Below are 22,058 nucleotides of genomic sequence, written 5' to 3'. Positions count from 1 at the left end.
CAGGCGGCAGGGCATGATCTGAATTATGCCGCCCTGTCCGGGGCAATCTGGTCCGTGGGCGACGCAGACGCGCCCCCTCCGGTGCCTCTGAACGTCATTGGCGATCTTGCCGGTGGGGCGATGATGCTGAGTGTCGGGGTGCTGGCTGGCCTGACACATGCACGCGCAACGGGACAAGGACAAGTTGTTGACACCGCCATGACCGACGGTTCGGCGCTGATGATGGCGATGCAGTACGGGTTCCTGTCCGCCGGTTCCTGGAACGACAAGGAACGCGGATCGAATTTCATGAACGGCAGCATGGCCTGGTACGGCTGCTATGAAACCTCGGACCGTCAGTATGTCGCGCTGGGCTGCCTCGAACCGCAGTTTTATGCCGAGTTCCTTGAGCGCGCGGGCCTCACGGATGACCCGCTTTTCAAGGATCAATATGCGCCGACAACGCAGGCCGCGATGAAAGCACGCCTGACCGAGGTTTTCGCCAGCAAGACCCGCGATGAATGGTGCGCCATATTGGAAGGGACCGATGCCTGTTTTGCCCCAGTTCTTTCCATGACCGAAGCACCGGATCACCCGCAAAACAAGGCAAGAGGTACCTTTGTCGATGTGGACGGCGTGGTCCAACCGGCTCCCGCCCCGAGGTTTTCCGAAACCCCGACGGCAGCCCCGACTGCCGCTGGCGCGCGGGAGATGACCGTTACCGATATATTGTCGCATTGGAGTGTTGCCCCATGACCGGACTCAGCTTTGCGGATGTCATGCAGCTTGCCATAATCGGCTTGGCGCAGGGCAGCCTTTATAGCCTGATCGCGATTGGCCTAGTATTGATTTACAAGGCCACCGAACAGATCAACTTTGCCCAAGGCGAGTTCATGATGCTGGGGGCCTTCTTCGGGTTCCAGTTCATCGTGCTTTCGGGGATGCCCTTCTGGTTAGGCTTTCTTCTGGCCATCGCCGTCTTGGGGGCCATCGGATATACCTATGACGCGCTGGTGATCCGGCGGCTCACCGGGCAGCCGGTGTTCGTCATCTTCATCCTGACGCTGGCCACCGGCATCGTGTTGCGCGCGCTGGCGGGGATGTATTGGGGGTTCGACAGTTTCTCGCTGCCCTCGATGATGCCGGGCACAATCGATCTTTCCGGTGTGATCATCGGTTGGGATCACGTGATCGCCATCCTGGCTGCCGCGCTTTTGTCGCTGGCGCTGTTCCTCTTCTTCCGCTTCTCCCGGGTCGGCATTGCCATGCAGGCATTGTCACTCAACCAGCTGGCCGCCTTCTACATGGGTATGCCGGTCAAGCGCCTGACCTCTTCCATATGGGCACTGGCCGCTATGTTCGGCGCGCTGGCTGGGCTTCTTCTCGGCCCCATCGCGCTGGTCAGCACCCAGATGGGCTTCATCGGGTTCAAGGCCTTTGCCGGGGCCATCGTCGGCGGCTTCGGCTCGATCCCCGGCGCGGTTCTTGGCTGCCTTCTGATCGGTGTGGCCGAGCCGTTCTTCGATACCGCCTTCCCGACACTCAAGGGTGTGGGGGCCTATGTCATCATGTTCGCCGTGCTGCTGATCCGCCCGCAGGGGCTGCTGAGCCAAATGCACGCAAAGAAGGTGTAACCCCATGCGTATTACCTTCCGTAAATCCTATAAACAGGACATTCGCCTCTTCCGCGACGGCGCACAGGCGGCGTGGTACCTTGGCTTCCTTGCCCTGGCACTGCTCATGCCTTTGCTGGTCGATGGCTACTACCTGGACGAACTCAGCTTCGTCTACATCTACGCTATCGCCGGCCTTGGCCTGATGATCCTTACCGGCTTCTCGGGACAGGTCAGCTTCGGCCACGCGGCTTTCGTCGCTATCGGGGCCTATGCCCATACGATCCTGATGACCCGCTATGGTGTGCCGTGGTTGCTTTCGGTGCCCCTGGCGGCACTGCTTTCCGGCATTGCCGGTCTGGCGCTTGGCCGCATCTGCTCGAAAATGCACGGGCTTTACCTTGCCATCGCCACGCTGGCCTTTGCCATCATCGTTGAACGGCTGATCGGCTCGGGCGGGGATTTCACCGGCGGTCATGGCGGTATGCCGGTGCCCGAAATCACGATCTTCGGGGTCGAACTGTATGAGAGTTGGCAGAAGTATTTCGTCAACCTTGGCATGTTCGTTGGCGTTCTCCTACTGGTGCGCAACCTGACGCGGTCACGCAGCGGTCGGGCAATGATCTCGATCCGCGACAGCGAGGTTTCGGCCCGTGGCCTTGGCGTCGATATTGCCTTCTTCAAGGCCTATGCCTTCTTCCTCTCTGCCGCGCTTGCCGGGCTATCAGGGTCTCTACTGGCCCATGCCTTCTTCTTCCTCAGCCCAGAAACCTTTGGCATGGGGGAATCGATCCGCCTTCTGCTGATGATCGTGGTTGGCGGGCTTGGCACCATCCACGGGGCCGTCTTTGGCGCCTTCTTCATCATGCTGCTGCCCACGGCGCTGAGCTGGCTCAAGGTGTTGCTGCCTGCGGGCGTTGCCTCGTCCAGCGGGCTCGACAGCCTCGCCTTTGGCCTGATCCTGGTGGTGTTCATGCTGTTCGAACCCGATGGGCTTTATGGTCGCTGGCTGAAAATCCACCACTATTTCAACATCTTCCCGATGTACAAGCGGCGCAGCTTCCAGCGTCAGAAAACCTTCCTCAAGACGGAGCGCCTGAGATGAGCTGGCTGGAAGTCGAAAACCTCACCCTGGCCTTTGGCGGCCTCAAGGCGGTGGACAACCTGTCGTTTTCGGTCGAACCCGACACGGTCTACACCATCATCGGCCCCAATGGCGCAGGCAAGAGCACGGTGTTCAACCTGATCTGCCGGATCTATGACCCGATCGAGGGCGATGTCAGGCTGGGCGGCGAGAGCCTTCTGTCGGCCAAGCCGCACCAGATCATTCGCCGTGGCATTGCCCGGACCTTCCAGAATATCGAGCTGTTCGAACATGCCACCATGCTCGACAACCTTTTGATCGGGCGTCACAGCCGCGGCGGTTTCAAACCCCTGCGCGAGTTGCTCTTCGCCGGTGGCCAGCTCGAACAGGAACTGGCCCATCGCCACAAGGCCGAGGAAGTGATCGAGTTCCTTGATTTGCAGGCCCATCGCCACGCGCGGGTTTCAGACCTGCCCTATGGCATCCGCAAGAAGATCGAGATTGCCCGGGCGTTGGTCGCCGGGCCGGAACTCTTGTTGCTGGATGAGCCCTCTAGTGGCCTGACCACCGAGGAAACCACCGACATCGCCTTCTGGATCGAGGACATCAAGGAAGACCTCGGCATCACCGTGGTGATGATCGAACACGACATGAAGCTGGTGAACAAGGTGTCCGACAAGGTGCTGGCCATTGCCGAGGGCCGCTTCCTGGCCGAAGGCACGGCCAAGGAAGTGCAGGATAACCAAGACGTTCAACACGCCTATCTGGGGACAGGCCATGACTGATCTTCTGAAACTGGAAAACGTCGAAACCTTCTATGGCCGGGTCATGGCCATTCGTGGCGTCAGCCTGTCGGTGCATGAGGGCAAGATCGTCACGATCATGGGCTCGAACGGCGCGGGCAAGACCACGATCCTGAAAACCATTTCGGGTGCGCTTGATCCTTTCAAAGGTTCGATCAAATTGGATGGGAACGAGATTTCCTCGCAAGACCCGGACGTTGTGGCGCGCAAGGGCGTGGCGCATGTGCCGGAAGGGCGCGAGGTGTTTTCCCTGCTGAGTGTGCGCGACAACCTGATGCTGGGGGCCTATTGCCGCCGGGATCGCGAGGCTGTGAAACAGGATTTCGAAAAGGTGCTGGGCTGGTTCCCGGACCTGCGCAGCTTCATCGACAAACAGGCGGCATACCTATCTGGGGGGCAGCAACAGATGCTCGCCCTTGGCCGCGCCTTCATGCAGAAACCGCGTCTGATGCTGCTAGATGAACCCAGCCTTGGCCTGTCGCCGCGCCTGATTGGCGAGATTTTCGACATCATCAAACGCATCAACCGCGAGGAAGGCGTGACCATGCTCCTCGTCGAACAAAACGCCGCCGTGGCGCTGGAAACCTGCGATTTCGGCTATGTGATGGAGACCGGCCGCATCGTCATGGAAGGCGACCGCGAACGGCTCTTGGCCAGCGAAAACATTCAGGAGTTCTACCTCGGGGTAAAGGACGAAGGCGCGCGCGAAGAACGCCGCTGGAAGGGGAAAAAGACATGGCGCTAGACACTGCAAACTGGACCCCGCCCGCCGTTGTAATCGACGGTTGCGATACATTCGCCAAGCTGTTTCGCCAGAATTGCAAGGCGCGCGGCGATGCGATTGCCATGCGCGAAAAGGACCTTGGTATCTGGCGCGCGTTTTCGTGGACGGAGTATTACGACCGCGCCCGGCAGGTTGGCGTGGCCCTGTTGTCCCTGGGTATGAAACCCGGTGACGTCGCTGCGATCATCAGCGAGGACAATAAGGAATGGGTGTTTACCGATCTGGGCACTCAGGGCATTCGCGGCGTCTGCCACGGGCTCTACCCCACCCTGCAATCGCGCCAGATGGCGTTTCAACTGAATGACAGCCAGGCCAAGGTTCTGTTTGTCGAAGACGAGGAACAGCTTGATAAATTCCTTGAGCAAGAGGCCGATCTGCCCCACCTGAAAAATGTGGTGGTCTATGACATGGAAGGGCTGCGCCGGTTTTCGCACCCCAAGGTCATGTCGTGGGAAGCATTTCTGGCGTTAGGCGACGAGGACCGCAGCGCGCTTGAGGCAGAATGGGACAAGCGCATCGACGCAGGCGCCCCCGAAGACCTTGCCATCCTGATCTATACCTCGGGCACCACCGGCAACCCCAAGGGCGCGCGGGTCTCCAACCGCTATATCCTGTCCCAGGCCGACAATGCGCCGGACCTGCCTTTTGGTCCGGGGGACGAGTTCCTGACCTTCCTGCCGCTCTGTCACGCGGCGGAACGGATCTTCTCGGTCGCGATCCCGATCCGCTATGGCTCGGTCATCAACTTCGCTGAAAGCGGCGAGACCTTTGCCCAGGACATCCAAGAAGTCGCCCCCACGGCCATCTTCGCTGTTCCGCGTGTGTGGGAGAAATTCTATTCCCGCATCAATTTCGTCATGCAAGAGGGCACGCCCCTGGGCCGCAAGGCCTATAACATGGCGCTGCGCCTGAATGAAAAGGTGCAGGCCGGCGAGGGTTCCATCCTCACCCGTATGGTAGCGAAGTTCACCGACTACGCCGTCCTGCGCAACATCCGCATCGAACTGGGTCTCAACCGCACCCACACCATCCTTTCCGGCGCGGCGCCGATTTCGCCCAACCTTTTGAACTGGTTTCAGACGCTGGGTGTGTCCGTTCAAGAGGCCTATGGCCAGACCGAGGTCGGCATCATCACCGCCACGGTTCCGGGGCAATCGCCCATCGGCTCGGTCGGTCGCGCGTTTCAGGATGTGGAGTTGAAAATCGCCGAGGACGGCGAAATCCTTGCCCGCACACGCAGCAACTTCTCTGGCTATCATAATGCGCCGGAAAAGACCGATGAAACCGTGGTCGATGGCTGGGTTCATACCGGCGATATCGGCAAGCTCGATGAAAATGGCGACCTGTTCATTCTCGACCGCAAGAAGGACATCATCATCACTGCAGGCGGCAAGAATATCACGCCCTCGCTGATGGAGAATGAGCTGAAATTCTCGCCCTATATTGCCGATGCGGTGGTCATCGGTGACAAGCGCAAGTTCCTGACCGCGCTGATCATGATCGACCAGGAAAACGTCGAGAAATACGCGCAAGACCAGCGTATCCCCTTCACCGATTACAAATCGCTGTGCCGTAACCCGGCCATTGAAGAGCTGATCGACGGGGAAATCGCGGGCGTGAACAAGGGCTTTGCATCCGTCGAACAGGTCAAGAAATTCCGCCTGATCGACATTCTACTTACCGCAGATGACGAGGAACTAACCCCAACCATGAAGCTCAAGAGAAAGGTCGTGGAGGAGAAATATGGCGACCTGATCGCGAGCATGTACTGAACCAACCAACGGAGGAGAAAATGAAACATCTTATCGCAGGATTGACCGCTGCCGCCCTTCTGGGCGCACCGGTGATGGCGGACACCCAAGGGGTGACTGCCGACAGCATCAAGCTGGGCACTTACACCGACCTCAGCGGCCCGCTGGCCGTCTGGGGCGTGCCCAGTGTCAACGGTATGCGCATGCGCATCGAAGAGGCCAACGCCGCAGGCGGGGTGCATGGCCGCACCATCGAGCTTGTAGTCGAGGACATGCAATATCAGGTGCCGCGCGCGGTGCAGGCGGCAAACAAGCTCATTCGCCGTGACAAGGTCTTTGCCATGCTGGGCAGCCTTGGCACGCCGATGAATTTGGCCGTGATGCCCAACCAGCTTAAGGCCGGTGTGCCCAACATGTACCCGCTGACCGGGGCCCAAAGCATGACCGATCCGGTCAACCCGATGGTCTATAGCTTCTTCCGCAGCTACCGCGAACAGTTCCGCGCAGCCGTGGCCCATTTCCACGCAAACGGCGGGTTCTCGACCCCCTGCGTGGCGCAGCTTGCCAACGAGGCGGGCGAGGAAATGACCCACGGGGTTGAAGAACAGCTGGCGGTTATCGGCATGGAAATCGTCGCCAAGACCGAACATGCGGCGACCGAGACCGATCTGACCTCGTCCGTCACCACGCTCAAGAATGCCGGTTGTGACATCGTCTTCCTGTCCACTTCGGTGCGGGATACGATCATCACCGTCGCCACGGCCAAGAAGCTGGGGTTCGAGCCGATCTTCGTGACCAGCATGATTCCTTACATGGATGCCGTGGCGGGCGCTGCCGGTGGCGCGATGCAGGACCTGCACCTGGTGTCGCCCTTCGTCTATGAATACGCCGCCAACGCGGAAGGCGAAGCCAAACGCATCCTCGAAGCCTACGAGGCCGAACATGGCAAGGCGATGGAGCCGCAGGCGCAGCTTGGCTATATCTTTGCCGACCTGACGATCAAGGCGCTGGAAGCGGCGGGCAAGGACGTGACGGTCGAAAACTTCCTCGCCGCGACCGAGGCGCTGGCAGGGTATGTCGATCCGATCGGCGGTCAACCGGTCAGCTTCTCGGCCGATGACCACCAGGGCTCGGATACCTTTATCATGGCCAAGGTCAACAACAGCGCCTGGGAAGTTGTGGCGCGCGGGCTCGACTACTGATCCCACTCCCTTTCGGGGGCCTCTGCCAATCGGTGTGAGGCCCCCGGCATCAAGCCTGTAACAGTTCGATTTGCAGCGCCAACGCGCGCGCGACCCACGGCCCAACCCGCTAGCCGGTTCTCCAGGCTTGCCCAGATGCCCCTGCCGGTCGGCCTTTCGGACAGAAAGGAAACACAATGAATTCGCATGCGACACCCATCGTCCCGGATACGTCCATCGACGATCTCAAGGCGCTTTTTGCCCGCCAGAAGGCGGCGTCGAACGCCAACCCTTACCCGTCCTATCAGGAACGGCGCGGCAATATCGAAAAGCTGCTGACCCTGACGGAAAAACATAAGCACGACATCTGCGAGGCCATCGACAAGGATTTCGGCAACCGTTCGGTGCGCGAAACCACACTGGCCGATCTCATGCTCGTCATCTCGGGGGCCAAACACGCCCGCCGGCACCTGCGCCGCTGGATGCGCACGCGCCGGGTGGGCACCACCCTGCATTCGCTGCCCGCCACAAGCAAGATCATGCCACAACCCCTGGGCGTGATCGGCAATATCGCCCCGTGGAACTATCCTTATGCCATCGCGCTTTTGCCTGCCGTGCACGCGCTGGCCGCGGGCAACCGGATGATGATCAAGCCCAGCGAGGTGACGGTGCACACGACCGAGCTTCTGGGCAACCTCGTGTCGGACAATTTCGACGAGGACCTGTTGGCCATCGTCACCGGCGGGCCGGACCTGGGCAACGCCTTCGCCGAACTGCCGTTCGATCATTTGATCTTTACCGGCTCCACCGCCGTGGGCCGCAAGATTGCCCAGGCGGCGGCGCCGAACCTGACGCCGATCACGCTGGAACTGGGCGGCAAATGCCCGGCGATCATCGACCACAGCTATGATCCGTCCAAGGCGGTCAACTCGATCCTGCGTGGCAAGGTGCTGAACTGTGGCCAGACCTGTATCGGGGTGGATTACATCTTTGTCCCGACCGAGAAGCTCGACGGGTTTGTCGAGGACATGAAGAAGGGCTTTACCAAGTTCTTCCCCAAGCTCGAAGGCAACGAGGACTACACCACCATTGTCTCGGACCGCCATTACGACCGCCTGCGCAATCTGGTGACAGACGCGCGTGACAAGGGGGCAAAGGTGGTCACGGTCAACCCGGATGGCGGCGAAGGCAGCACCAACAACCGTGTCCTGCCGCTCAACATGGTGATCAACCCGACCGAGGACATGACGGTCATGCAGGAAGAGGTGTTTGGCCCGGTCCTGTCGATCAAGACCTATGACAGGCTGGACGAGGTCACGAATTACATCAACAGCCATGACCGCCCGCTGGCGCTCTATTGGTTCGGCCATGACCGCGCCAAGGAAAAATACATGCTGCAAAACACCTGGGCCGGGGGGATGTGCGTCAACGAAACCCTGTTCCACGTGTTCCAGGAAAAGCTGCCCTTTGGCGGCATCGGGGCCAGCGGCATGGGCACCCACACCGGCAAGGCCGGGTTTGACAGTTTCAGCGCCCACAAGCCGGTCTTCCGGCAGGCGCGGCTGAATTCGGCCGACCTGCTCAACCCGCCTTACGGCAAGCTGACTGACACGCTCTTGGCGGTGATGAAGAAAATCGTCTGACACAGACACATAGATAACAGGGAGAGTAACAATGGCAGATTATGTCGTCATCGGCGGAGGATCCTCGGGAGGGGTTGTCGCCGCCCGTCTATCCGAAGACCCCAACACCACCGTCACGCTTTTGGAAGCGGGCGGTCCGGGGAACTCCAAATTCGTCTCGATCCCCGGCATGTTCGCCGGGCTGATCCAGGACTACAAGATCAACAAGTTGAACTGGCGCTTCCGCACCGCGCCGCAGAAGAAGCTGAACAATCGCTCGCTCTATCACCCGCGCGGCAAGATGCTGGGCGGCTCGTCGGGCATGAACGGCATGGTCTATATCCGGGGCGAGTCCGGCGACTATGACCGCTGGTCCGAACTGGGCAACGAAGGTTGGAGCTACGACGAGGTGCTGCCCTATTTCCGCAAGGCCGAGAACAATGAACGCGGCGCGGATGATTATCACGGCGATAGCGGACCGCTACATGTGAGCAACGGCGACGAGTCCTTTGATTTCTATTCGGCCTTCCTCGCCTCGGGGGAAAAGCTGGACTACCCCAAGACCGCCGATTTCAACGGCGCCAACCGCGAAGGGCTGGGCATCTACCAGTTCACCACCAAGAACGGCGAACGCGCCTCGGTCAAGTTCTGCTATCTCGATCCGATCATGGATCGCAAGAACCTGGATATTCAGGTCAAGGCCACGGTGCGCCGCATCGTCATGGAAGACGGCCGCGCGGTGGCGGTCGAATACGACCAGGACGGCCAGACCAAGCGGGTCGAGGTGGGCAAGGAGGTCATCGTCAGCGGCGGGGCCTTCGGCTCGCCGCAAATCCTGATGCTCTCGGGCATCGGGCCGCGCGACGAGCTGGAAAAGCACGGCATCACGGTGCAGCACGAATTGCCCGGCGTGGGTGAAAACCTGCATGATCATCCGGATGTGATGTTCGTGTTCAAGTCGAAGAAACGCACCGGTATTTCGCTGGGCCCGCTGGGCACGCTCAAGAACCTTGCCGCGTTTTACCAGTATTTCACCAAGCGCAAGGGCTGGCTCGCCAATCCGCCCACGGCGGCGGGTGGCTTCCTGCGGTCTGAGCCGGGCAAGAACAACCCGGATTTCCAGCTTCACATGGTGCCGCTGCCCTATCGCAACCACGCCCATGACTACATGTCGATGATCAAGTGGGGCTTTACCATGATCGTCAATATCGGCCATCCGCGCAGCCGGGGGCGTTTGACGCTGAAGGACGCCAATCCGGGGTCCGAACCCAATATCGACCTGAACCTTCTGGATCATGTCGATGACCTCAAGGACATGCGCAACGCCTTCAAGGTGACCCAGGAAATCCTTCACGGCCCGCCGCTCAAGGATAAGATCGCCAAGCCGCTATACCCCAAGCGTTACCTCGACACCGATGCCGAGATTGACGACTTCCTGCGCGCCGAGGTCAACCACGCCTACCACCCGGTCGGCACCTGCAAGATGGGCCGCGATGACATGGCCGTGGTCGATGCCCGGCTCAAGGTTCGGGGGCTGGCCAATGTGCGGGTGGCGGACGCCTCGATCATGCCCGAGATCATCAACGGCAACACCAACGCCACCTGTATCATGATCGGTGAAAAAGCCGCCGACATGATCAAGCAGGACGCAGCCGCCTGACAAACCTCGCCCCCGGGAAACCACCATTCCCGGGGGCGGCTTTTCGATCCCGCGTAATTCATATATATGCCTGCGCCAACAAGCACGAAGCGAGGACGCCGTGAACGAGATCAGCTGGGGCCGCAAGACCAAGGATTCCAAGCGTCAGCAGAAGCTGAAACGCCGGGTTTTGCTCGACACTGCGGCACATGAGTTTACCACCAAGGGCTATTCCGAAACCTCTATCAATGATCTGGCCGACCTGCTCGATGTCTCGAAACCCGCGCTGTATTATTACGTGAAGAACAAGGAAGATATCCTGCTGCAGTGTGTCGAAATCTCGCTTGAACTGATCATGGACATATTCGAGCGGGTCAACGACCTCGCCCTTTCGGGGATTGAAAGGGTGCGTGCCTATTTCCAGAATTACGCCACGATTTGCACCGGCGATTACGGCTATGCCCTGATCCGCGAAGGCAACAAGCATCTGGGCCCCGAGAACAAGGCCAAGATGCGCAAGATCATGGAAAAGGGACAGGAAGCGGTAGAAGGATTGATCGACGCTGGTGTGAAGGAAGGCTCGATCGCGCCCTGCGAAGCCAAATATGTCGCCTATGTTTTGTTCTCGACCTTCAATCAGATGGCATTCTGGTATTCGCCTGAGGGCGACAAGAGCGAAGCTGAGATTGCAGATCAATTGTTGAAAATCGTGTTCTCGGGCATTGAGCCCAGGAAATAATAAATTTTGCCTTCATCTTTCGGGAAACAGCTTTACCGATATTGATACCGGGATCGTTGAGCTGAAGGAGTGTTCCATGCATTTCTCGAAAAGGACGCCGTCGTACCGGCGAAATACAACCCTCCAACTGCCGAGTTTCGAATAGGGATCGTCACGTTCGGCTAATAGAGCTGAATTCGTCACGAAGTTAGCCAGATCTCGGATGAGAAGATAGCTGCTGTTCGTGGTTTGCGCTAGGAAATCGGGAACGTCCTGCGTCTTTCCAGTCACCACGGTTTGTAACAAAAATCAGCTTGTAAAAAGCATTTCACAACAGGGTTTGGCGTCCGTTTCGGGCAAACACACTGTGCCGCCGTAAAGTGCTTGTTGCGGGAGGTCTGTTTTTGCGCAGGCACAAACCTATAGACAAATGGCGGCTCCGTCCCACTTTACGATGATCGGTCCCGGTTATGGCGAAAGGGCGGTTTGAAATTCGCACCGTAGATTGGCTTGTAGTAACCGCTTTGGCGAAATTGGCTACAACGCGGCGATGGATGTGCCGCACCTGCAAGGGAATGCTGCGTCAGCGAACTCCCGGATGGGCAACGGCGGTAAAGTTCGCATCGTGCAAATTCACGTGCGGAGCAGCGAATGTCGGCGCGCCGACTGAGCCCAGACATTGACTATCGACGCCCCAGCCGTCCGAGCCTTGCGAGTTGCGCCAGCATCTGGGTACCAGTGTCGGAGGAGGTGTTGGAAGGGGGTGGAGTTGGACCTCCAGCAGAGTTCGGACGCGCCGGCAGCGATTGAACTCCCAAGAATTGTCTTGCCCTTAGCGCCGCATACTCTGCACCCGTCGCGCCGCCAATGGCATATCGGTTGTAGACCTGCTGGCTCCCGGCAAGCCCACGGGCGAAGGCGTAGCTCCCGCCAAATCCGGCTGAAAGCGCCGGCATCATGATGTTGCCGGAGACGGATCGGACGATAAAAGGTGTCGCGATGATGAAGCCTTTGGCCATGAGCACCATCATGAAGAACGGGATGAGCGCCCCTATGTTTGAAGCGCCCTCGGGATCGCCGAGTTCTGCGAGTAGGGCCCTTGAAACCCCGGTGATCGTTGCGAAGACACCCGCCACGATGATCGGGTACATTGCGAAGGAGATGAGTGCCGATAGCCAGCGTGCGAAATAGTCCTTGGTCACCTCGAAGAGGGTAAGGAAGATCATGACGGGCGCGATCCCAATCAGGAGCGCGACCATCAACCGTGACGCGACGACGATAAATGCAGCCAAGCCGCCGAGGATTGAAAGTAGCAGGACCCCGAGCGTGTCCAAGAGTGCTCCCGCCATCCAATTCAGTTCGGACCCTGCGGCATTGAGATAGTCGCCAAGTGCCGCGATGAGGTCATCGAATTCTTCGGCGAAGGTTCCTGAAGGCCCCGGAGCGCCGCCACCGACGGAGGCGACCAGCGATCCCGCGATACTGTCGATACCGCTCAGAATGGCTGAAGCGAGCCCATTGAACTGAACCCAATTCGTAGCAAACACACCTATCAAGGCGAGTTTCACGGCCAACCAGAAGGCAGTGCGCCCATCCATGGCGCGGTACTGATAGATCATATTGATGCAGACCAGGATGACCACAAGCGTCGTTCCGACAACCAGCAATGTGCCAACTGTCGCGGCCACTGCGCCGAATTGTGTCTCTGCGGCCGTGTCAAGATAGCCTTCAGCTGTTTCTACGAAGTAGGTGACGACGCTCATGAACGGTTACCAGTTGCCTTCGGCTTCACAAATCGGCATTGCCTCACGCCGAAGTTCGTTTGCCCGCTTGCGGTATTCCGATGTTGCCTCGACGACATCCCAATACTCTGAAGCCGCGTAGCGCTCGAAGAAGACGCCTTCGACCGCCTCCCAGGGCGGATAGCGTGTGGCGCATTCGCAGCTCTGCGCATCAACAATGCGTTGCATGCTTTCTGCCCGGTAGATTTGCTGAACCAGGAGACGCTTGTAGGACTCCCGCATTTCGATGTTTTGCATCCACTCCGGCTCGAGGGGCTGTTCCGAGCAAACATCGGGTTGGTTGTCGAGCGTAGGGATCAGGTTGCGCTCGGCCGTTCCGGGTGTCGCGTAACAAAGCCCCAGCAAACATGCAACGGTGATGACCTTCCTCATTTCGACGTCTCGGTGATCTCGCGTTTCACGAAGGTCGTGTAGCCGTAGTCACCCGCCTCAGCCGTGATGACCTCCCAGCCTTCCGCACCTCGTTCGTTCAGGATGCGGCGCATCTCGCCAAAGTCCTTCTGTTTCCTCACTTCGAAGAACAGGATGTCGTATTCAAACTGCTTCATTGATGGTGCCTCCGCTTGTGTTGGTCCCGGGGAGATAGAATTCGGTGATGCCGCGTGCGCCATCTTCGCGACCAGCCTGAATGATCACGTCGATCGAGCTTTCGATGTATTGGACCATGTCCTGGTAGGTCATTGGGATCTCGGTCTTGAGCGCGGCAATGGCCAGGCGCTGCACGGCGAGTTGCGGCGTCTCGGCATGAAGCGTGGTCATCGAGCCGCCGTGACCGGTGTTGATGGCCTCGAGGAAGGTCATGGCCTCCTTGCCGCGCACCTCGCCGAGGATGATCCGGTCGGGCCGCATGCGAAGGGTTGCCGTCAGAAGCACATCGGCGGTCTGGAACTCCGCATCGCGATTGGCGATCAGGGTGACCGCATTTGGTTGGGAGGGCAGAAGTTCGGCGGCCTCCTCGATGGTAACGATCCGCTCCTCGTCGCCAACATGGGACAGGATCTTGCGCGCGGCGACGGTCTTGCCGGTTGAGGTGCCACCGGAGACGATCATGTTGAGCTTGTTGTCGACGCAGAATTTCAGCGCATCGTTGATGTCTTCCGCGGTCACCACTTCCCGTAGAGCGCGGTTCTTCTCCTGTCGCAACTCTTCGAGCTTGCGCTCCTCGCCGTAGAGGAACTTCAGTTCAATCCGATCCAGCGGCAGGCTCGAGAAGAAGCGCAGCGAGATTGACATGCCCGAAAGCACGGCGGGTGGCGTCACCACCTGGGCGCGGATGGGCCGGTCGCGATAGGTGATCGAGACCGAGACGATGGGTTTGTCCTTGCTCATGGTCGTGCTGGCAGAGGACGCGATCTGGTTGCCGAGGTCTTTGACTTCTGTGGCGGAAAGGCGTTGGTCCAACACTCGCATGAAATGGTCGCCTTGGAATTCTCCCCAGCAGGTGCCGTCGGGATTGATGCAAATCTCGATCACATCATCGCGGGCGGCATCCCGCAGCTTGTCGAGCGAGGCCTGGAGATAGGAGAGCGTCATGGGTCAGAAGATCTCCAGATCACGATCTACCATGACGGTGACGCGCGCACCCTGATCGATATGGATGACCGGGCCGATGGAGAGGTATTCGCCGATCACGGAATCGGTGGCATCAGCCAGATCATCGCCAACGTCCTCGAGCACTTCGGCTGTGGTTTCATTTTCGACCTGGGCTGCGGCAGCGCTTGGGGCTGCGGAGATGATCGAGATGAGCGCGGCCGAGCCGAAGCGTTGGGCAAAGCGTGTGTCGACAAATCCGGTCACGCCGGACCGGCCCAATTCATCGCCCCCGAAAGCACTGATCTGGATGGATTGATTGTCAGGCAGGATAATTCGGTCCCAGGCGATGGTGACGCGGCGCTGCGATATCTCGATGCCGGACCGGTAACGGCCGATGAGACGCGAGCCGCGCGGGATCAGCAGCCGCGTGCCATCAAAGCTGAAGACATCTTCGGAGATGATGGCACGGGTTTGGCCGGGCAGGGAGCTGTCGAGGGCGGTTTCCATCACGGCCTGGATCATCGTGCCCTGGATGACGGTGTTCGAGGGGTTGGCGATCACCTCGGCCTGGGTCACGGTGCTGGGCAGTGCACCATTCTGCACGAAATCCGTCACTTCGCCAAAGCTGCGCTCGGAAAGTGCCGTCTCGCCGGTATTGGCACCGCCAGTTCCTCCAAATGCAATAACCGGCGAAGCAATCCGACGTTCCTGGAAGGCACGTTCCTCATCCGCGCGGCGCTGCAGTTCCGCCATGCGCCGAGCTTCTTCTTCGCGGGCTAAACGCTCCGCCTCCCGGGCACGAAGCTCATCCTCAGAGGGGCCCAGCGGGGCAGGGGTTGGTTTGCTGGCCTCGAGTCGAGCCAGTTCCAGGTCCGTACGCAACTGCTGCATCGCCCGGTCGCGGGCGGCAAGCTCCTCTCGGAATTGTTCCTGTGCTCCCTCTGACGCCGCCTGCAAGGCCGCGATCTGCGCGGTCAGCGCATCGATGGCATCTGCGGCAGCCGTGTCTTCCTCGACCACGGGTTCCGGCGCGGTCTTCAGTTCCTCGATCTGGGTCTGGAGGGCTTTGATCTGGGCAAGCAGCTCGGCATTGGGTTCGACCGGGTCGGGCGTAACCACGACAATTTCCGGTTCGGGGGCAGGGGGTGGGACAAAGGGTTCGATCTCGCCAAAGCCATCCCCTTCGGATTGGAACTCGTCTGGCGTCGCCGTTGGCAGGGCGATCTCTTCCTCGGGCGTTGACACGAGGTAGAGCAGCGCACCACCGGCGAGGATCAATCCAACAATGAGGAGTGCGAGCAGTGGCGATCGACGCCTCTGAACGGGCCCATGACGTGGGTTGCCCTGTTCCAAGGCGGCGAGGCGCTGTTCAAGATCGGCGTTATTGTCGCTCATGAGCCCGCTCCCGAGGGTGTCGTCGCTTCGATGCAAACCACTTCCTCGCCGAGCCGCAGCACCCATTGGCGGCTCACGCCGGAGACTCGGATGGCGCCATCTTCCACGACGGCGGTGTTCACCGTGCGCTCACGGCCGTTCGCATAGCGGAAGATGCCGGGCACCGGTGCGTTTCGCGGGAAGGCAAAATAGGTGAAGGTCCCGTCATCCCAGATCCGCGTCGGGGTGAACTCGGAACGCGCACTGGCGCCGTAATTGTAGTTCGGCGCCGCACGTGCGATCGCACCCGCCGCCCGGCGGTTGTCCTGAGGGTAGCGGAACTGGACCACGTAGAAGGTCGGGCTCGAGGCCTCATTCACGTTGAAATAGTAGCTGCGGCGATTGGTGTAGACCGTGACGTTGGTGTGCACACCGCGGGCCAGCGGCTTGATGGCGAAGGCCCGCCCGCCCGGCACGCCGTCGATCTCGAAGCCTTCCGTATCGCCAGCGATGATCGACCGGATGCTTTCACCCTCGCCAAACTCGATGGTGGTGACATGGGTCAACGAAACGCTGAGCCGGTAGACCTGTCCCTCCTGGTAGGTTGCGATCCGCACGCGCCGGTCCTTTGGGCCGCCGCGCGGAATAGCTTCGGCTAAGGCAAGAGTGGGGACAAGAACCGCCAGTACTAGAATGAAACTCAAGGGGCGCAAATTCAGTTCTCCAATCTGTCCGAGCGGATCGAATACTCGATGACGGTAAATCCAAAGGGGTTGGTCCAGACCTCATCGATGGTGCGGCGGGTCTCGGGGCGGAACTCGAAGAGCATCGTCGCCGTGAACAGCCCAGCCTGAACGCCATTGATGGAGGTCAGGCGTTTGCGCAACCGAACGCTCGCCCGGTTGTTGCCGATCCGATTGATGCTGAGGATCTCGACCTCAAGCCTTGCGTTCGGTCCATAGACGGTCGGCGGGTATTGCGCGTTCGCCGAGTTCCAGATTTGGCGCAAAGAGGCCTGCGCGGCTCCGTCCGAGCGTCGCAGCACGCTTCTGATGCGCACATCATTGTCGAGCTGGTTATAGACCTCACGATCGGTCACATAGCGGAAGACCTCCGCCTCGATGATGGCCTGGTTTTCCGTGACGGTGGTGGCGCCAACTGAGGCCTCGGGCAGAGCAAAGCCGGTGTTGGGATCGTAGGGCACGACGACGGGTGGCGGATCCACATCGAGGATCGCAACCGCGGCAGCACCGAGGCAGCCAAGGATGCCGAAGATCAGCCCCAGGAGTCCGAGGCGTTGCCAGAGCCGTTCCCGGCGCAGGGCGCCGTAGACCAGTTCTTCTTCGATGATGGCCGTTTCTTCGTCCAAACTCGTCATCCTTTTGACGTTTCGAATTAGTCCGCACGTAGGGTGGGGAGGGTGAACTCCATGAAGCGCTGCTCCTCGGCGATGGTGGCGGCGTCGATCACACCGCCGGTGCCATCGCCCACCGTCTGCACCGCTTCAAGCTGCCACATGGCCACAAGCGCGATGGCCAGCTCTGCCGTGACGCGGGTGTTGAGATCGACGCTTTCCTTGAGCTCATCCATGTCGTCGATGAGGCCCACGAGCCGATCAACGCGCTCGAGTGATTGCCCGGCATCGTCGTAGCTGTTCTGGGCCGCGGCCGAGACCAGGGCGCCGGTGGTCGCCTGCGTCGCGATACGGTTGGCGCTTGCATTGCCGCTGGTGGCCATCTCGCGGAGCGTATCATCATCGAAGCCGAGATCGGCCAGCACCCGGTCCATCTGGGTTTCGATCTTGCTGGCCCCGGAGCCTGTGAGCCTGGAGAAGTCGCCGGTCTTGATTGCTTCGATGGTTGCGATGATGTCCCCGAACTCCCGATCAAGGAGACCGTTCAGCTCCTCTTCCATCTGAGTTCGGATAATCTCGGGTAGCTCGGCGAGGCGTGTCAGCGCCTCATAGGTGCGTTGCAGCTCCGCGAGTTGATCCCTGAGTGTGGCCAGCTGTTCGCGAAGTTGCGTGAGCTGCTCGTTCTGCAGGATTTCATCTTCGATCATCTGCCGAAGCTGCTGGATATTCTGGGTGATGTTCTGGGTGTCGACGACCGGCACACCCTGGGCCTGGCCCGGAGTGCTGGTGAAGAAACAGCTGCCAATCGCGATGGTGCTGACAAGTGACGCACTGCGCAGAAACTGCGGGAAACGACGTGACCAAAACATCAATCCAAATCCTCCAATGTGAATTCCATGTAATTGCCCTCGGCCATGTGGGCGGCGGCTTGGGCGAGCTGGGCCGCGGTGAGGGGCTGTGTGCGCGCTGCCTTCAGTCGAATGCGCGCAGCTATCAGACGGACCAGCTCTGAGCGGGCATAGGTGTTGAGCGCCATGCTCTCCTGAACATCCGACGTGCTGCCGACGCGGGTGACGATGTCCTGGATGCGCAGCGCGGCTTGCTGGATCGCGGCGGGCGCGTTGTTGCCATAGAAGGCGGCGCCATGGCCGGTGAGCGAGAGATTGGCATTGGCCAGGAGGGCAGGGTCGATCGTACCAAGCGCTTCGATCCCGCCGATCCGCGCCAGGTAGAGGTTGTAGCGCTCCGGGATGACCGTGACGTAGTGCCGGGTTTCCTTGAAGGGCGGCACACCACCGTATTCGATCACGCGACCCGGGCCGGCGTTATAGGCCGCAAGCGCGTTGATGATGTTGCCATCAAAGGTGTTGAGCTGTGCCGCGAGATAGCGCGCTCCGCCTTCGACCTGAAGATAGGGGCTGTCATAATAGCCTGGGTTGATGCCGAGATCGCTGGCCGTGCCCGGCATGATCTGGGTGAGGCCGTAGGCACCGACATGCGAGCGGGCGCCGATGGAGAAGCGGCTCTCCTGCCAGATGAGCGCCTGCAACAGGGCGCGCCATTGCACGACGGAAAGGCCCGCACGGCCGACCCCGGGCCGCCCATGTGTTTCCCGGGCGACCCGGATGATCAGCTGCTCAATGTTTGCCGCCGCATCCCCGAACATCTGCGCGCCGCCGGGGTTGGGATCGACATCACCCGAGCCATAGACGGCGAGGACCGAGCGATCCGCGTTTCCGCTGCCACCTTCCAGATTTGAGACCATGCCGGACACGCCTATGCCGCCGAAGCTGGTCTGCGCCTCGAGGATACGTCGCAGGACGGCCAGTTGCTCCTGCTCGATCTCAGTCAGCTGCTCTTCCACCGTCAGCTTCTCGCGCTGAACGGCGAGATCGGCCTCACGATCGCCGGTTTCGACGATATCACGCGCGGTCAGCCCGCTGTCATTGACCGGGACACCCTGGGCAAGGGCGGCAGCGGGCAGCAGGGAAATGAGCAGGACAAGGGAGAGCTTAAACTTCAACGCCATCCTCCGGTGCACCAAGCGGCGTGAAGATGCAGTCCGGTTCGCCTGGTGTGGCTGAGGCGCGGAACGCGAAACAGTTGGCTTCGGGTTCCTGGTATTGCGCGCAGGATGCCAACGCGCCGAATACGGCCAGGAAGATGAGAAAGCGGATCATGATTGTCTCCAAAAGTCGGTTCGGTCGCGATAGTCCGCGCCCACAAGCGCCTCGCCTTTTTCCATGCCGCCAAGGATGGTGAGGTAAGGACCAAGGGCAGAAAGATCGGCGTCAACAACCACGGAGCCGCTATCGTCGCGAATAAGCGCCAGGCGGCTGGCGCTGCCGGTGTTGAGCAAGACGTCGAGTTCCTTCTCGAAAAGGTTCAGCATCGCGTAGTCGGAGGCATGCGCCCGGATGTTCGGGAGCAGGATCTGCGTCGGCACCGCTTCGATAATGGTCTTGCCGGTGCGCGTGCGTTCGAGTTGGCTGGCATATTGCGTCATCATCACCGCGACCGTGTTTTGCTTCCGCGCGGTCACCAGCCAGTTCGACAGCCGCTCGGCGAAGTATTCATTGTCGAGCGCCTTCCAGGCCTCGTCGATCACGATGATCGTGGGCCGGCGGTCTTCGATCTCACGTTCGATGCGGCGGAAGAGATAAGAGAGCACCGCCATGCGTTCCTTCTCGCTTTCGCTGTCAAGAATGCCGGTGAGATCGAAGCCAACGACATCGCCTTCGAGCGAGAAGGTGTCTTCGAGGCTTTGGCCGAAGATCCAGCCGTAGCGGCCATCCTCGGTCCACTCGAGCAGCCGCTGGTGCAGATCGCCATTGTCGTCGGTGGAGACAAAGAGCGACGCAAAATCCTTCCAGTTCCGCAGGGCAGGGTCGGTTGCGGTGGCGTTTTGACGAACCACCTCCTGAATGCGATTTGTCTGGGCGGGCGTAAGGGGTTTGTCTGAACGGTAAAGAAGCGAGGCTAGCCAATCGGAAAGCCAGGCGGCACCCCGGTCGTCGATCTCGGTCCAGAGGGGGTTGAGGCCGGTCGCCTGGCCCGCTTTGATTGAGGCATAGCGCCCACCATTGGCGCGTACCGCCATTTCCATGCCGAGCCGGTAGTCGAAGACAAAGATGCGGGCGCCGATGCGGCGGGCTTGGGTCATCAGGAAGGCCGAAAGGACGGACTTGCCGGAGCCGGGTCGACCGAGAATGAGGGTGTGCCCGCCGGTGGGTTCTTTGTCGGGCGATCCCTGTTCGTGATAGGAGAAGCGGTAGGCGCTTTGTTCCGGGGTCGGAAAGAGTGTGATCTCCTGGCCCCAGGGCAGCTGGTGTTTTTCCTTGCCGAGCTGGGTGCGATGCAGCGCCGCAAAATCCGCGAAATTGCGGTTGGTGACAGCACTAGCGCGAACACGCTTCGGCTGGTTGCCGGGATGCTGGCTGAAATAATGCGACTTGGCCGCCATCCGCTCGCCGATCATCTTCACGCCCTCGGCGGCAGCGGCGTTGACGATTTCGGCGCCGAGGGTTTGCAGCTCGTCGAGGCTGTCGCAGAACACGGTGATCACCATGTGGTGCTCGCCAAAGCTTTGGCGCTTGGCTTCGAGATCGTCATGCTCGATATCGAGCGCCTCGAGGAGTGAGAGGGCGGCATCCTGGGAGGCCTGCATCTGGCGTTTCTGTCGCTTGATCCGCCCCGCCATCAGGTTCGAATTGATCGGGGTGAAGGAGTGGGTGACGATCATGTCGACCGGCAGGTTCAGCATGTCGAACATGGTGCAGGTGGTGGCCTCGGCATATTCTCCGATGGTGAAGCTTTTACCGTAGCGATGGCCCGCGACGCCGTCCGAGAGTTCGAAATGATCCTCAAAGAAGGTCACGCGGGTGTTGGCGACATTGTAGGCAAGAAACCCAAACCGGTTGGCCGGGTAGAGCGGCAGTTCGCGACCGGTGTTTAGCGCGCCGAGGAAGCCCACGAGTTCGCCGGAGGCTGCAGAAAGGATGCGGGGTTTGAGCTCGGCGAGGCCCGAGGTGAAGACGCCGACCGCTTCCTTGAGGCGTCTGATGCGCTTCGCTGTCTCTTCCTTGAACCGTTCCGGTGCAGAACGGTTCACGAACCCGAGAAAGCTCTTGGGCGGCGGGCGGTGGATGACGGTCAGCGTCAGGGTCTTGTCCCGGAGGCCGGCAGTCCCCAGTTTTGCCTGCCAGGCCTCATCCACCGCCGCCGCGAAGCTCTCACCCCGGACAGGGAGCAAATCCGGGGCGATCGACTTCGAGACCTTGTGCACATAATAGCTGAACTCAGGCCCCAGCTGGGCGATGATTCGGGCAAAGAGCGCGGTCACCTTGTCGAGATAGGTGTCGTCACTGGTATAGCTGTTCACACCGCCGAGACGGATGCATTGGAAGAGCTCGTTGACCCGTGTGCGGACCGTGTTGTCATCGACCAGGCTGACGTAAGGCAGCATATGCGCGAGGTGTTTTTCGCGCGCGTACCACTCCGGCATCAGCGTGCGGTCATCGATGGTGTCGTCCAGGGCTATACTATGGCGCATAGCTGTCGCCCCCGTGGATCGCCCGGTTTCGCGTCGGTGGGGTTTCTTGCAAGGCCGTCAGCATCACGTCGATGAAACGTGGATCCCAATCCGCGGCCTTCCACAGGATGGGATAGAGTATGGCAGCGATCCCGAGCACCACGATTTGCTGCGTCCAGACGAACAGGAGCACCGTGCCGAAAAGCCAGACCATGGCATACATGATCGGTAGCCCAAGAAGCTTCGGCGGGCGCACAAGGCCCAGGAAGAGAGGGGATCGCTTGGCCATC

22 protein-coding genes are annotated in these 22,058 nt (G+C 60.2%); 10 read left to right on the top strand and 12 right to left on the bottom strand.

Annotated features, from left to right (window positions below; all coding sequences use genetic code 11):
- The 10 genes from ACXADQ_RS02240 to ACXADQ_RS02195 form a co-directional block, all read left to right on the top strand.
- A partial coding sequence (locus tag ACXADQ_RS02240; protein ID WP_475314725.1) for a CoA transferase occupies positions 1 to 735 on the top strand: 735 nt, incomplete at its 5' end.
- On the top strand, positions 732 to 1,613 hold the full coding sequence (locus tag ACXADQ_RS02235; RefSeq protein ID WP_475314720.1) for a branched-chain amino acid ABC transporter permease: 882 nt from the start codon (positions 732 to 734) through the stop codon (positions 1,611 to 1,613). The genes ACXADQ_RS02240 and ACXADQ_RS02235, both read left to right, overlap by 4 nt.
- A gap of 4 nt (positions 1,614 to 1,617) precedes the next feature.
- Positions 1,618 to 2,697 carry a branched-chain amino acid ABC transporter permease gene (locus ACXADQ_RS02230; protein WP_475314716.1) on the top strand — a complete coding sequence of 360 codons (1,080 nt, stop codon included), beginning with the start codon at positions 1,618 to 1,620 and terminating at the stop codon, positions 2,695 to 2,697.
- Positions 2,694 to 3,461: an ABC transporter ATP-binding protein gene (locus ACXADQ_RS02225; RefSeq protein WP_475314711.1), complete on the top strand. Its 768-nt coding sequence runs from the start codon at positions 2,694 to 2,696 to the stop codon at positions 3,459 to 3,461. The genes ACXADQ_RS02230 and ACXADQ_RS02225 overlap by 4 nt, the downstream gene beginning before the upstream one ends.
- A complete protein-coding gene (locus ACXADQ_RS02220) occupies positions 3,454 to 4,224 on the top strand; it encodes an ABC transporter ATP-binding protein (protein WP_475314708.1) in 771 nt (256 codons plus the stop codon). Before ACXADQ_RS02225 ends, ACXADQ_RS02220 begins: the two co-directional genes overlap by 8 nt.
- Positions 4,215 to 6,035: an AMP-dependent synthetase/ligase gene (locus tag ACXADQ_RS02215; RefSeq protein WP_475314704.1), complete on the top strand. Its 1,821-nt coding sequence runs from the start codon at positions 4,215 to 4,217 to the stop codon at positions 6,033 to 6,035. Before ACXADQ_RS02220 ends, ACXADQ_RS02215 begins: the two co-directional genes overlap by 10 nt.
- A gap of 20 nt (positions 6,036 to 6,055) precedes the next feature.
- Entirely contained in the window at positions 6,056 to 7,216 is a 1,161-nt protein-coding gene (locus ACXADQ_RS02210; protein WP_303966021.1) for an ABC transporter substrate-binding protein, read from the top strand.
- Between the two features lie 176 nt (positions 7,217 to 7,392).
- A complete protein-coding gene (locus ACXADQ_RS02205; protein WP_083545782.1) occupies positions 7,393 to 8,838 on the top strand; it encodes a coniferyl aldehyde dehydrogenase in 1,446 nt (481 codons plus the stop codon).
- Positions 8,839 to 8,869: 31 nt separating this feature from the next.
- The gene (locus tag ACXADQ_RS02200; RefSeq protein ID WP_071974203.1) at positions 8,870 to 10,477 is read left to right on the top strand and encodes a GMC family oxidoreductase; all 1,608 of its coding nucleotides are present in this window, start codon (positions 8,870 to 8,872) and stop codon (positions 10,475 to 10,477) included.
- Positions 10,478 to 10,577: 100 nt separating this feature from the next.
- Positions 10,578 to 11,195 carry a TetR/AcrR family transcriptional regulator gene (locus ACXADQ_RS02195; RefSeq protein WP_071974204.1) on the top strand — a complete coding sequence of 206 codons (618 nt, stop codon included), beginning with the start codon at positions 10,578 to 10,580 and terminating at the stop codon, positions 11,193 to 11,195.
- A gap of 662 nt (positions 11,196 to 11,857) precedes the next feature.
- On the opposite strand, the gene ACXADQ_RS02190 is transcribed toward ACXADQ_RS02195, so the two are convergent.
- From ACXADQ_RS02190 to ACXADQ_RS02135, 12 genes are read right to left on the bottom strand one after another with little or no spacing between them, the layout of a single operon-like run.
- The gene (locus ACXADQ_RS02190) at positions 11,858 to 12,937 is read right to left on the bottom strand and encodes a TrbL/VirB6 family protein (RefSeq protein ID WP_071974205.1); all 1,080 of its coding nucleotides are present in this window, start codon (positions 12,935 to 12,937) and stop codon (positions 11,858 to 11,860) included.
- Between the two features lie 6 nt (positions 12,938 to 12,943).
- Positions 12,944 to 13,348, bottom strand: coding sequence for a hypothetical protein (locus ACXADQ_RS02185; RefSeq protein ID WP_071974206.1), 405 nt, complete (start codon positions 13,346 to 13,348; stop codon positions 12,944 to 12,946).
- Complete coding sequence (locus ACXADQ_RS02180) at positions 13,345 to 13,524, bottom strand: hypothetical protein (RefSeq protein WP_071974207.1); 180 nt, start codon at positions 13,522 to 13,524, stop codon at positions 13,345 to 13,347. The genes ACXADQ_RS02185 and ACXADQ_RS02180 overlap by 4 nt, the downstream gene beginning before the upstream one ends.
- Positions 13,511 to 14,509 (bottom strand): ATPase, T2SS/T4P/T4SS family, encoded by a 999-nt coding sequence (locus ACXADQ_RS02175; protein ID WP_071974208.1) that lies wholly within the window; start codon positions 14,507 to 14,509, stop codon positions 13,511 to 13,513. The genes ACXADQ_RS02180 and ACXADQ_RS02175 overlap by 14 nt, the downstream gene beginning before the upstream one ends.
- A gap of 3 nt (positions 14,510 to 14,512) precedes the next feature.
- Positions 14,513 to 15,904, bottom strand: coding sequence for a TraB/TrbI/VirB10 family type IV secretion system protein (locus tag ACXADQ_RS02170; protein ID WP_071974209.1), 1,392 nt, complete (start codon positions 15,902 to 15,904; stop codon positions 14,513 to 14,515).
- Positions 15,901 to 16,602, bottom strand: coding sequence for a TrbG/VirB9 family P-type conjugative transfer protein (locus tag ACXADQ_RS02165; RefSeq protein ID WP_071974210.1), 702 nt, complete (start codon positions 16,600 to 16,602; stop codon positions 15,901 to 15,903). Before ACXADQ_RS02165 ends, ACXADQ_RS02170 begins: the two co-directional genes overlap by 4 nt.
- The gene (locus tag ACXADQ_RS02160) at positions 16,599 to 17,261 is read right to left on the bottom strand and encodes a VirB8 family type IV secretion system protein (RefSeq protein ID WP_071974211.1); all 663 of its coding nucleotides are present in this window, start codon (positions 17,259 to 17,261) and stop codon (positions 16,599 to 16,601) included. The genes ACXADQ_RS02165 and ACXADQ_RS02160 overlap by 4 nt, the downstream gene beginning before the upstream one ends.
- Before the next feature lie 17 nt (positions 17,262 to 17,278).
- Positions 17,279 to 18,106: a type IV secretion system protein gene (locus tag ACXADQ_RS02155; protein WP_071974212.1), complete on the bottom strand. Its 828-nt coding sequence runs from the start codon at positions 18,104 to 18,106 to the stop codon at positions 17,279 to 17,281.
- Entirely contained in the window at positions 18,106 to 19,266 is a 1,161-nt protein-coding gene (locus ACXADQ_RS02150) for a lytic transglycosylase domain-containing protein (RefSeq protein ID WP_293706908.1), read from the bottom strand. The genes ACXADQ_RS02155 and ACXADQ_RS02150 overlap by 1 nt, the downstream gene beginning before the upstream one ends.
- A complete protein-coding gene (locus tag ACXADQ_RS02145; RefSeq protein WP_293706907.1) occupies positions 19,250 to 19,417 on the bottom strand; it encodes a hypothetical protein in 168 nt (55 codons plus the stop codon). Before ACXADQ_RS02145 ends, ACXADQ_RS02150 begins: the two co-directional genes overlap by 17 nt.
- Complete coding sequence (locus tag ACXADQ_RS02140) at positions 19,414 to 21,789, bottom strand: VirB4 family type IV secretion/conjugal transfer ATPase (protein WP_293706906.1); 2,376 nt, start codon at positions 21,787 to 21,789, stop codon at positions 19,414 to 19,416. The genes ACXADQ_RS02145 and ACXADQ_RS02140 overlap by 4 nt, the downstream gene beginning before the upstream one ends.
- On the bottom strand, positions 21,779 to 22,057 hold the full coding sequence (locus ACXADQ_RS02135; RefSeq protein WP_293706905.1) for a VirB3 family type IV secretion system protein: 279 nt from the start codon (positions 22,055 to 22,057) through the stop codon (positions 21,779 to 21,781). Before ACXADQ_RS02135 ends, ACXADQ_RS02140 begins: the two co-directional genes overlap by 11 nt.
- Position 22,058: the final 1 nt, after the last annotated feature.

The organism is Thalassovita sp. ABM4_323 (genome assembly GCF_056158665.1).
This window is presented reverse-complemented; position numbering and strand designations above follow the sequence as displayed.

Coding starts and splice junctions, on each gene's coding strand:
- ACXADQ_RS02235 (WP_475314720.1), top strand. CDS start 732: ATGACCGGACTCAGCTTTGCGGATGTCATGCAGCTTGCCATAATCGGC.
- ACXADQ_RS02230 (WP_475314716.1), top strand. CDS start 1,618: ATGCGTATTACCTTCCGTAAATCCTATAAACAGGACATTCGCCTCTTC.
- ACXADQ_RS02225 (WP_475314711.1), top strand. CDS start 2,694: ATGAGCTGGCTGGAAGTCGAAAACCTCACCCTGGCCTTTGGCGGCCTC.
- ACXADQ_RS02220 (WP_475314708.1), top strand. CDS start 3,454: ATGACTGATCTTCTGAAACTGGAAAACGTCGAAACCTTCTATGGCCGG.
- ACXADQ_RS02215 (WP_475314704.1), top strand. CDS start 4,215: ATGGCGCTAGACACTGCAAACTGGACCCCGCCCGCCGTTGTAATCGAC.
- ACXADQ_RS02210 (WP_303966021.1), top strand. CDS start 6,056: ATGAAACATCTTATCGCAGGATTGACCGCTGCCGCCCTTCTGGGCGCA.
- ACXADQ_RS02205 (WP_083545782.1), top strand. CDS start 7,393: ATGAATTCGCATGCGACACCCATCGTCCCGGATACGTCCATCGACGAT.
- ACXADQ_RS02200 (WP_071974203.1), top strand. CDS start 8,870: ATGGCAGATTATGTCGTCATCGGCGGAGGATCCTCGGGAGGGGTTGTC.
- ACXADQ_RS02190 (WP_071974205.1), bottom strand. CDS start 12,937: ATGAGCGTCGTCACCTACTTCGTAGAAACAGCTGAAGGCTATCTTGAC.
- ACXADQ_RS02185 (WP_071974206.1), bottom strand. CDS start 13,348: ATGAGGAAGGTCATCACCGTTGCATGTTTGCTGGGGCTTTGTTACGCG.
- ACXADQ_RS02180 (WP_071974207.1), bottom strand. CDS start 13,524: ATGAAGCAGTTTGAATACGACATCCTGTTCTTCGAAGTGAGGAAACAG.
- ACXADQ_RS02175 (WP_071974208.1), bottom strand. CDS start 14,509: ATGACGCTCTCCTATCTCCAGGCCTCGCTCGACAAGCTGCGGGATGCC.
- ACXADQ_RS02170 (WP_071974209.1), bottom strand. CDS start 15,904: ATGAGCGACAATAACGCCGATCTTGAACAGCGCCTCGCCGCCTTGGAA.
- ACXADQ_RS02160 (WP_071974211.1), bottom strand. CDS start 17,261: ATGACGAGTTTGGACGAAGAAACGGCCATCATCGAAGAAGAACTGGTC.
- ACXADQ_RS02155 (WP_071974212.1), bottom strand. CDS start 18,106: ATGTTTTGGTCACGTCGTTTCCCGCAGTTTCTGCGCAGTGCGTCACTT.
- ACXADQ_RS02150 (WP_293706908.1), bottom strand. CDS start 19,266: ATGGCGTTGAAGTTTAAGCTCTCCCTTGTCCTGCTCATTTCCCTGCTG.
- ACXADQ_RS02145 (WP_293706907.1), bottom strand. CDS start 19,417: ATGATCCGCTTTCTCATCTTCCTGGCCGTATTCGGCGCGTTGGCATCC.
- ACXADQ_RS02140 (WP_293706906.1), bottom strand. CDS start 21,789: ATGCGCCATAGTATAGCCCTGGACGACACCATCGATGACCGCACGCTG.
- ACXADQ_RS02135 (WP_293706905.1), bottom strand. CDS start 22,057: ATGGCCAAGCGATCCCCTCTCTTCCTGGGCCTTGTGCGCCCGCCGAAG.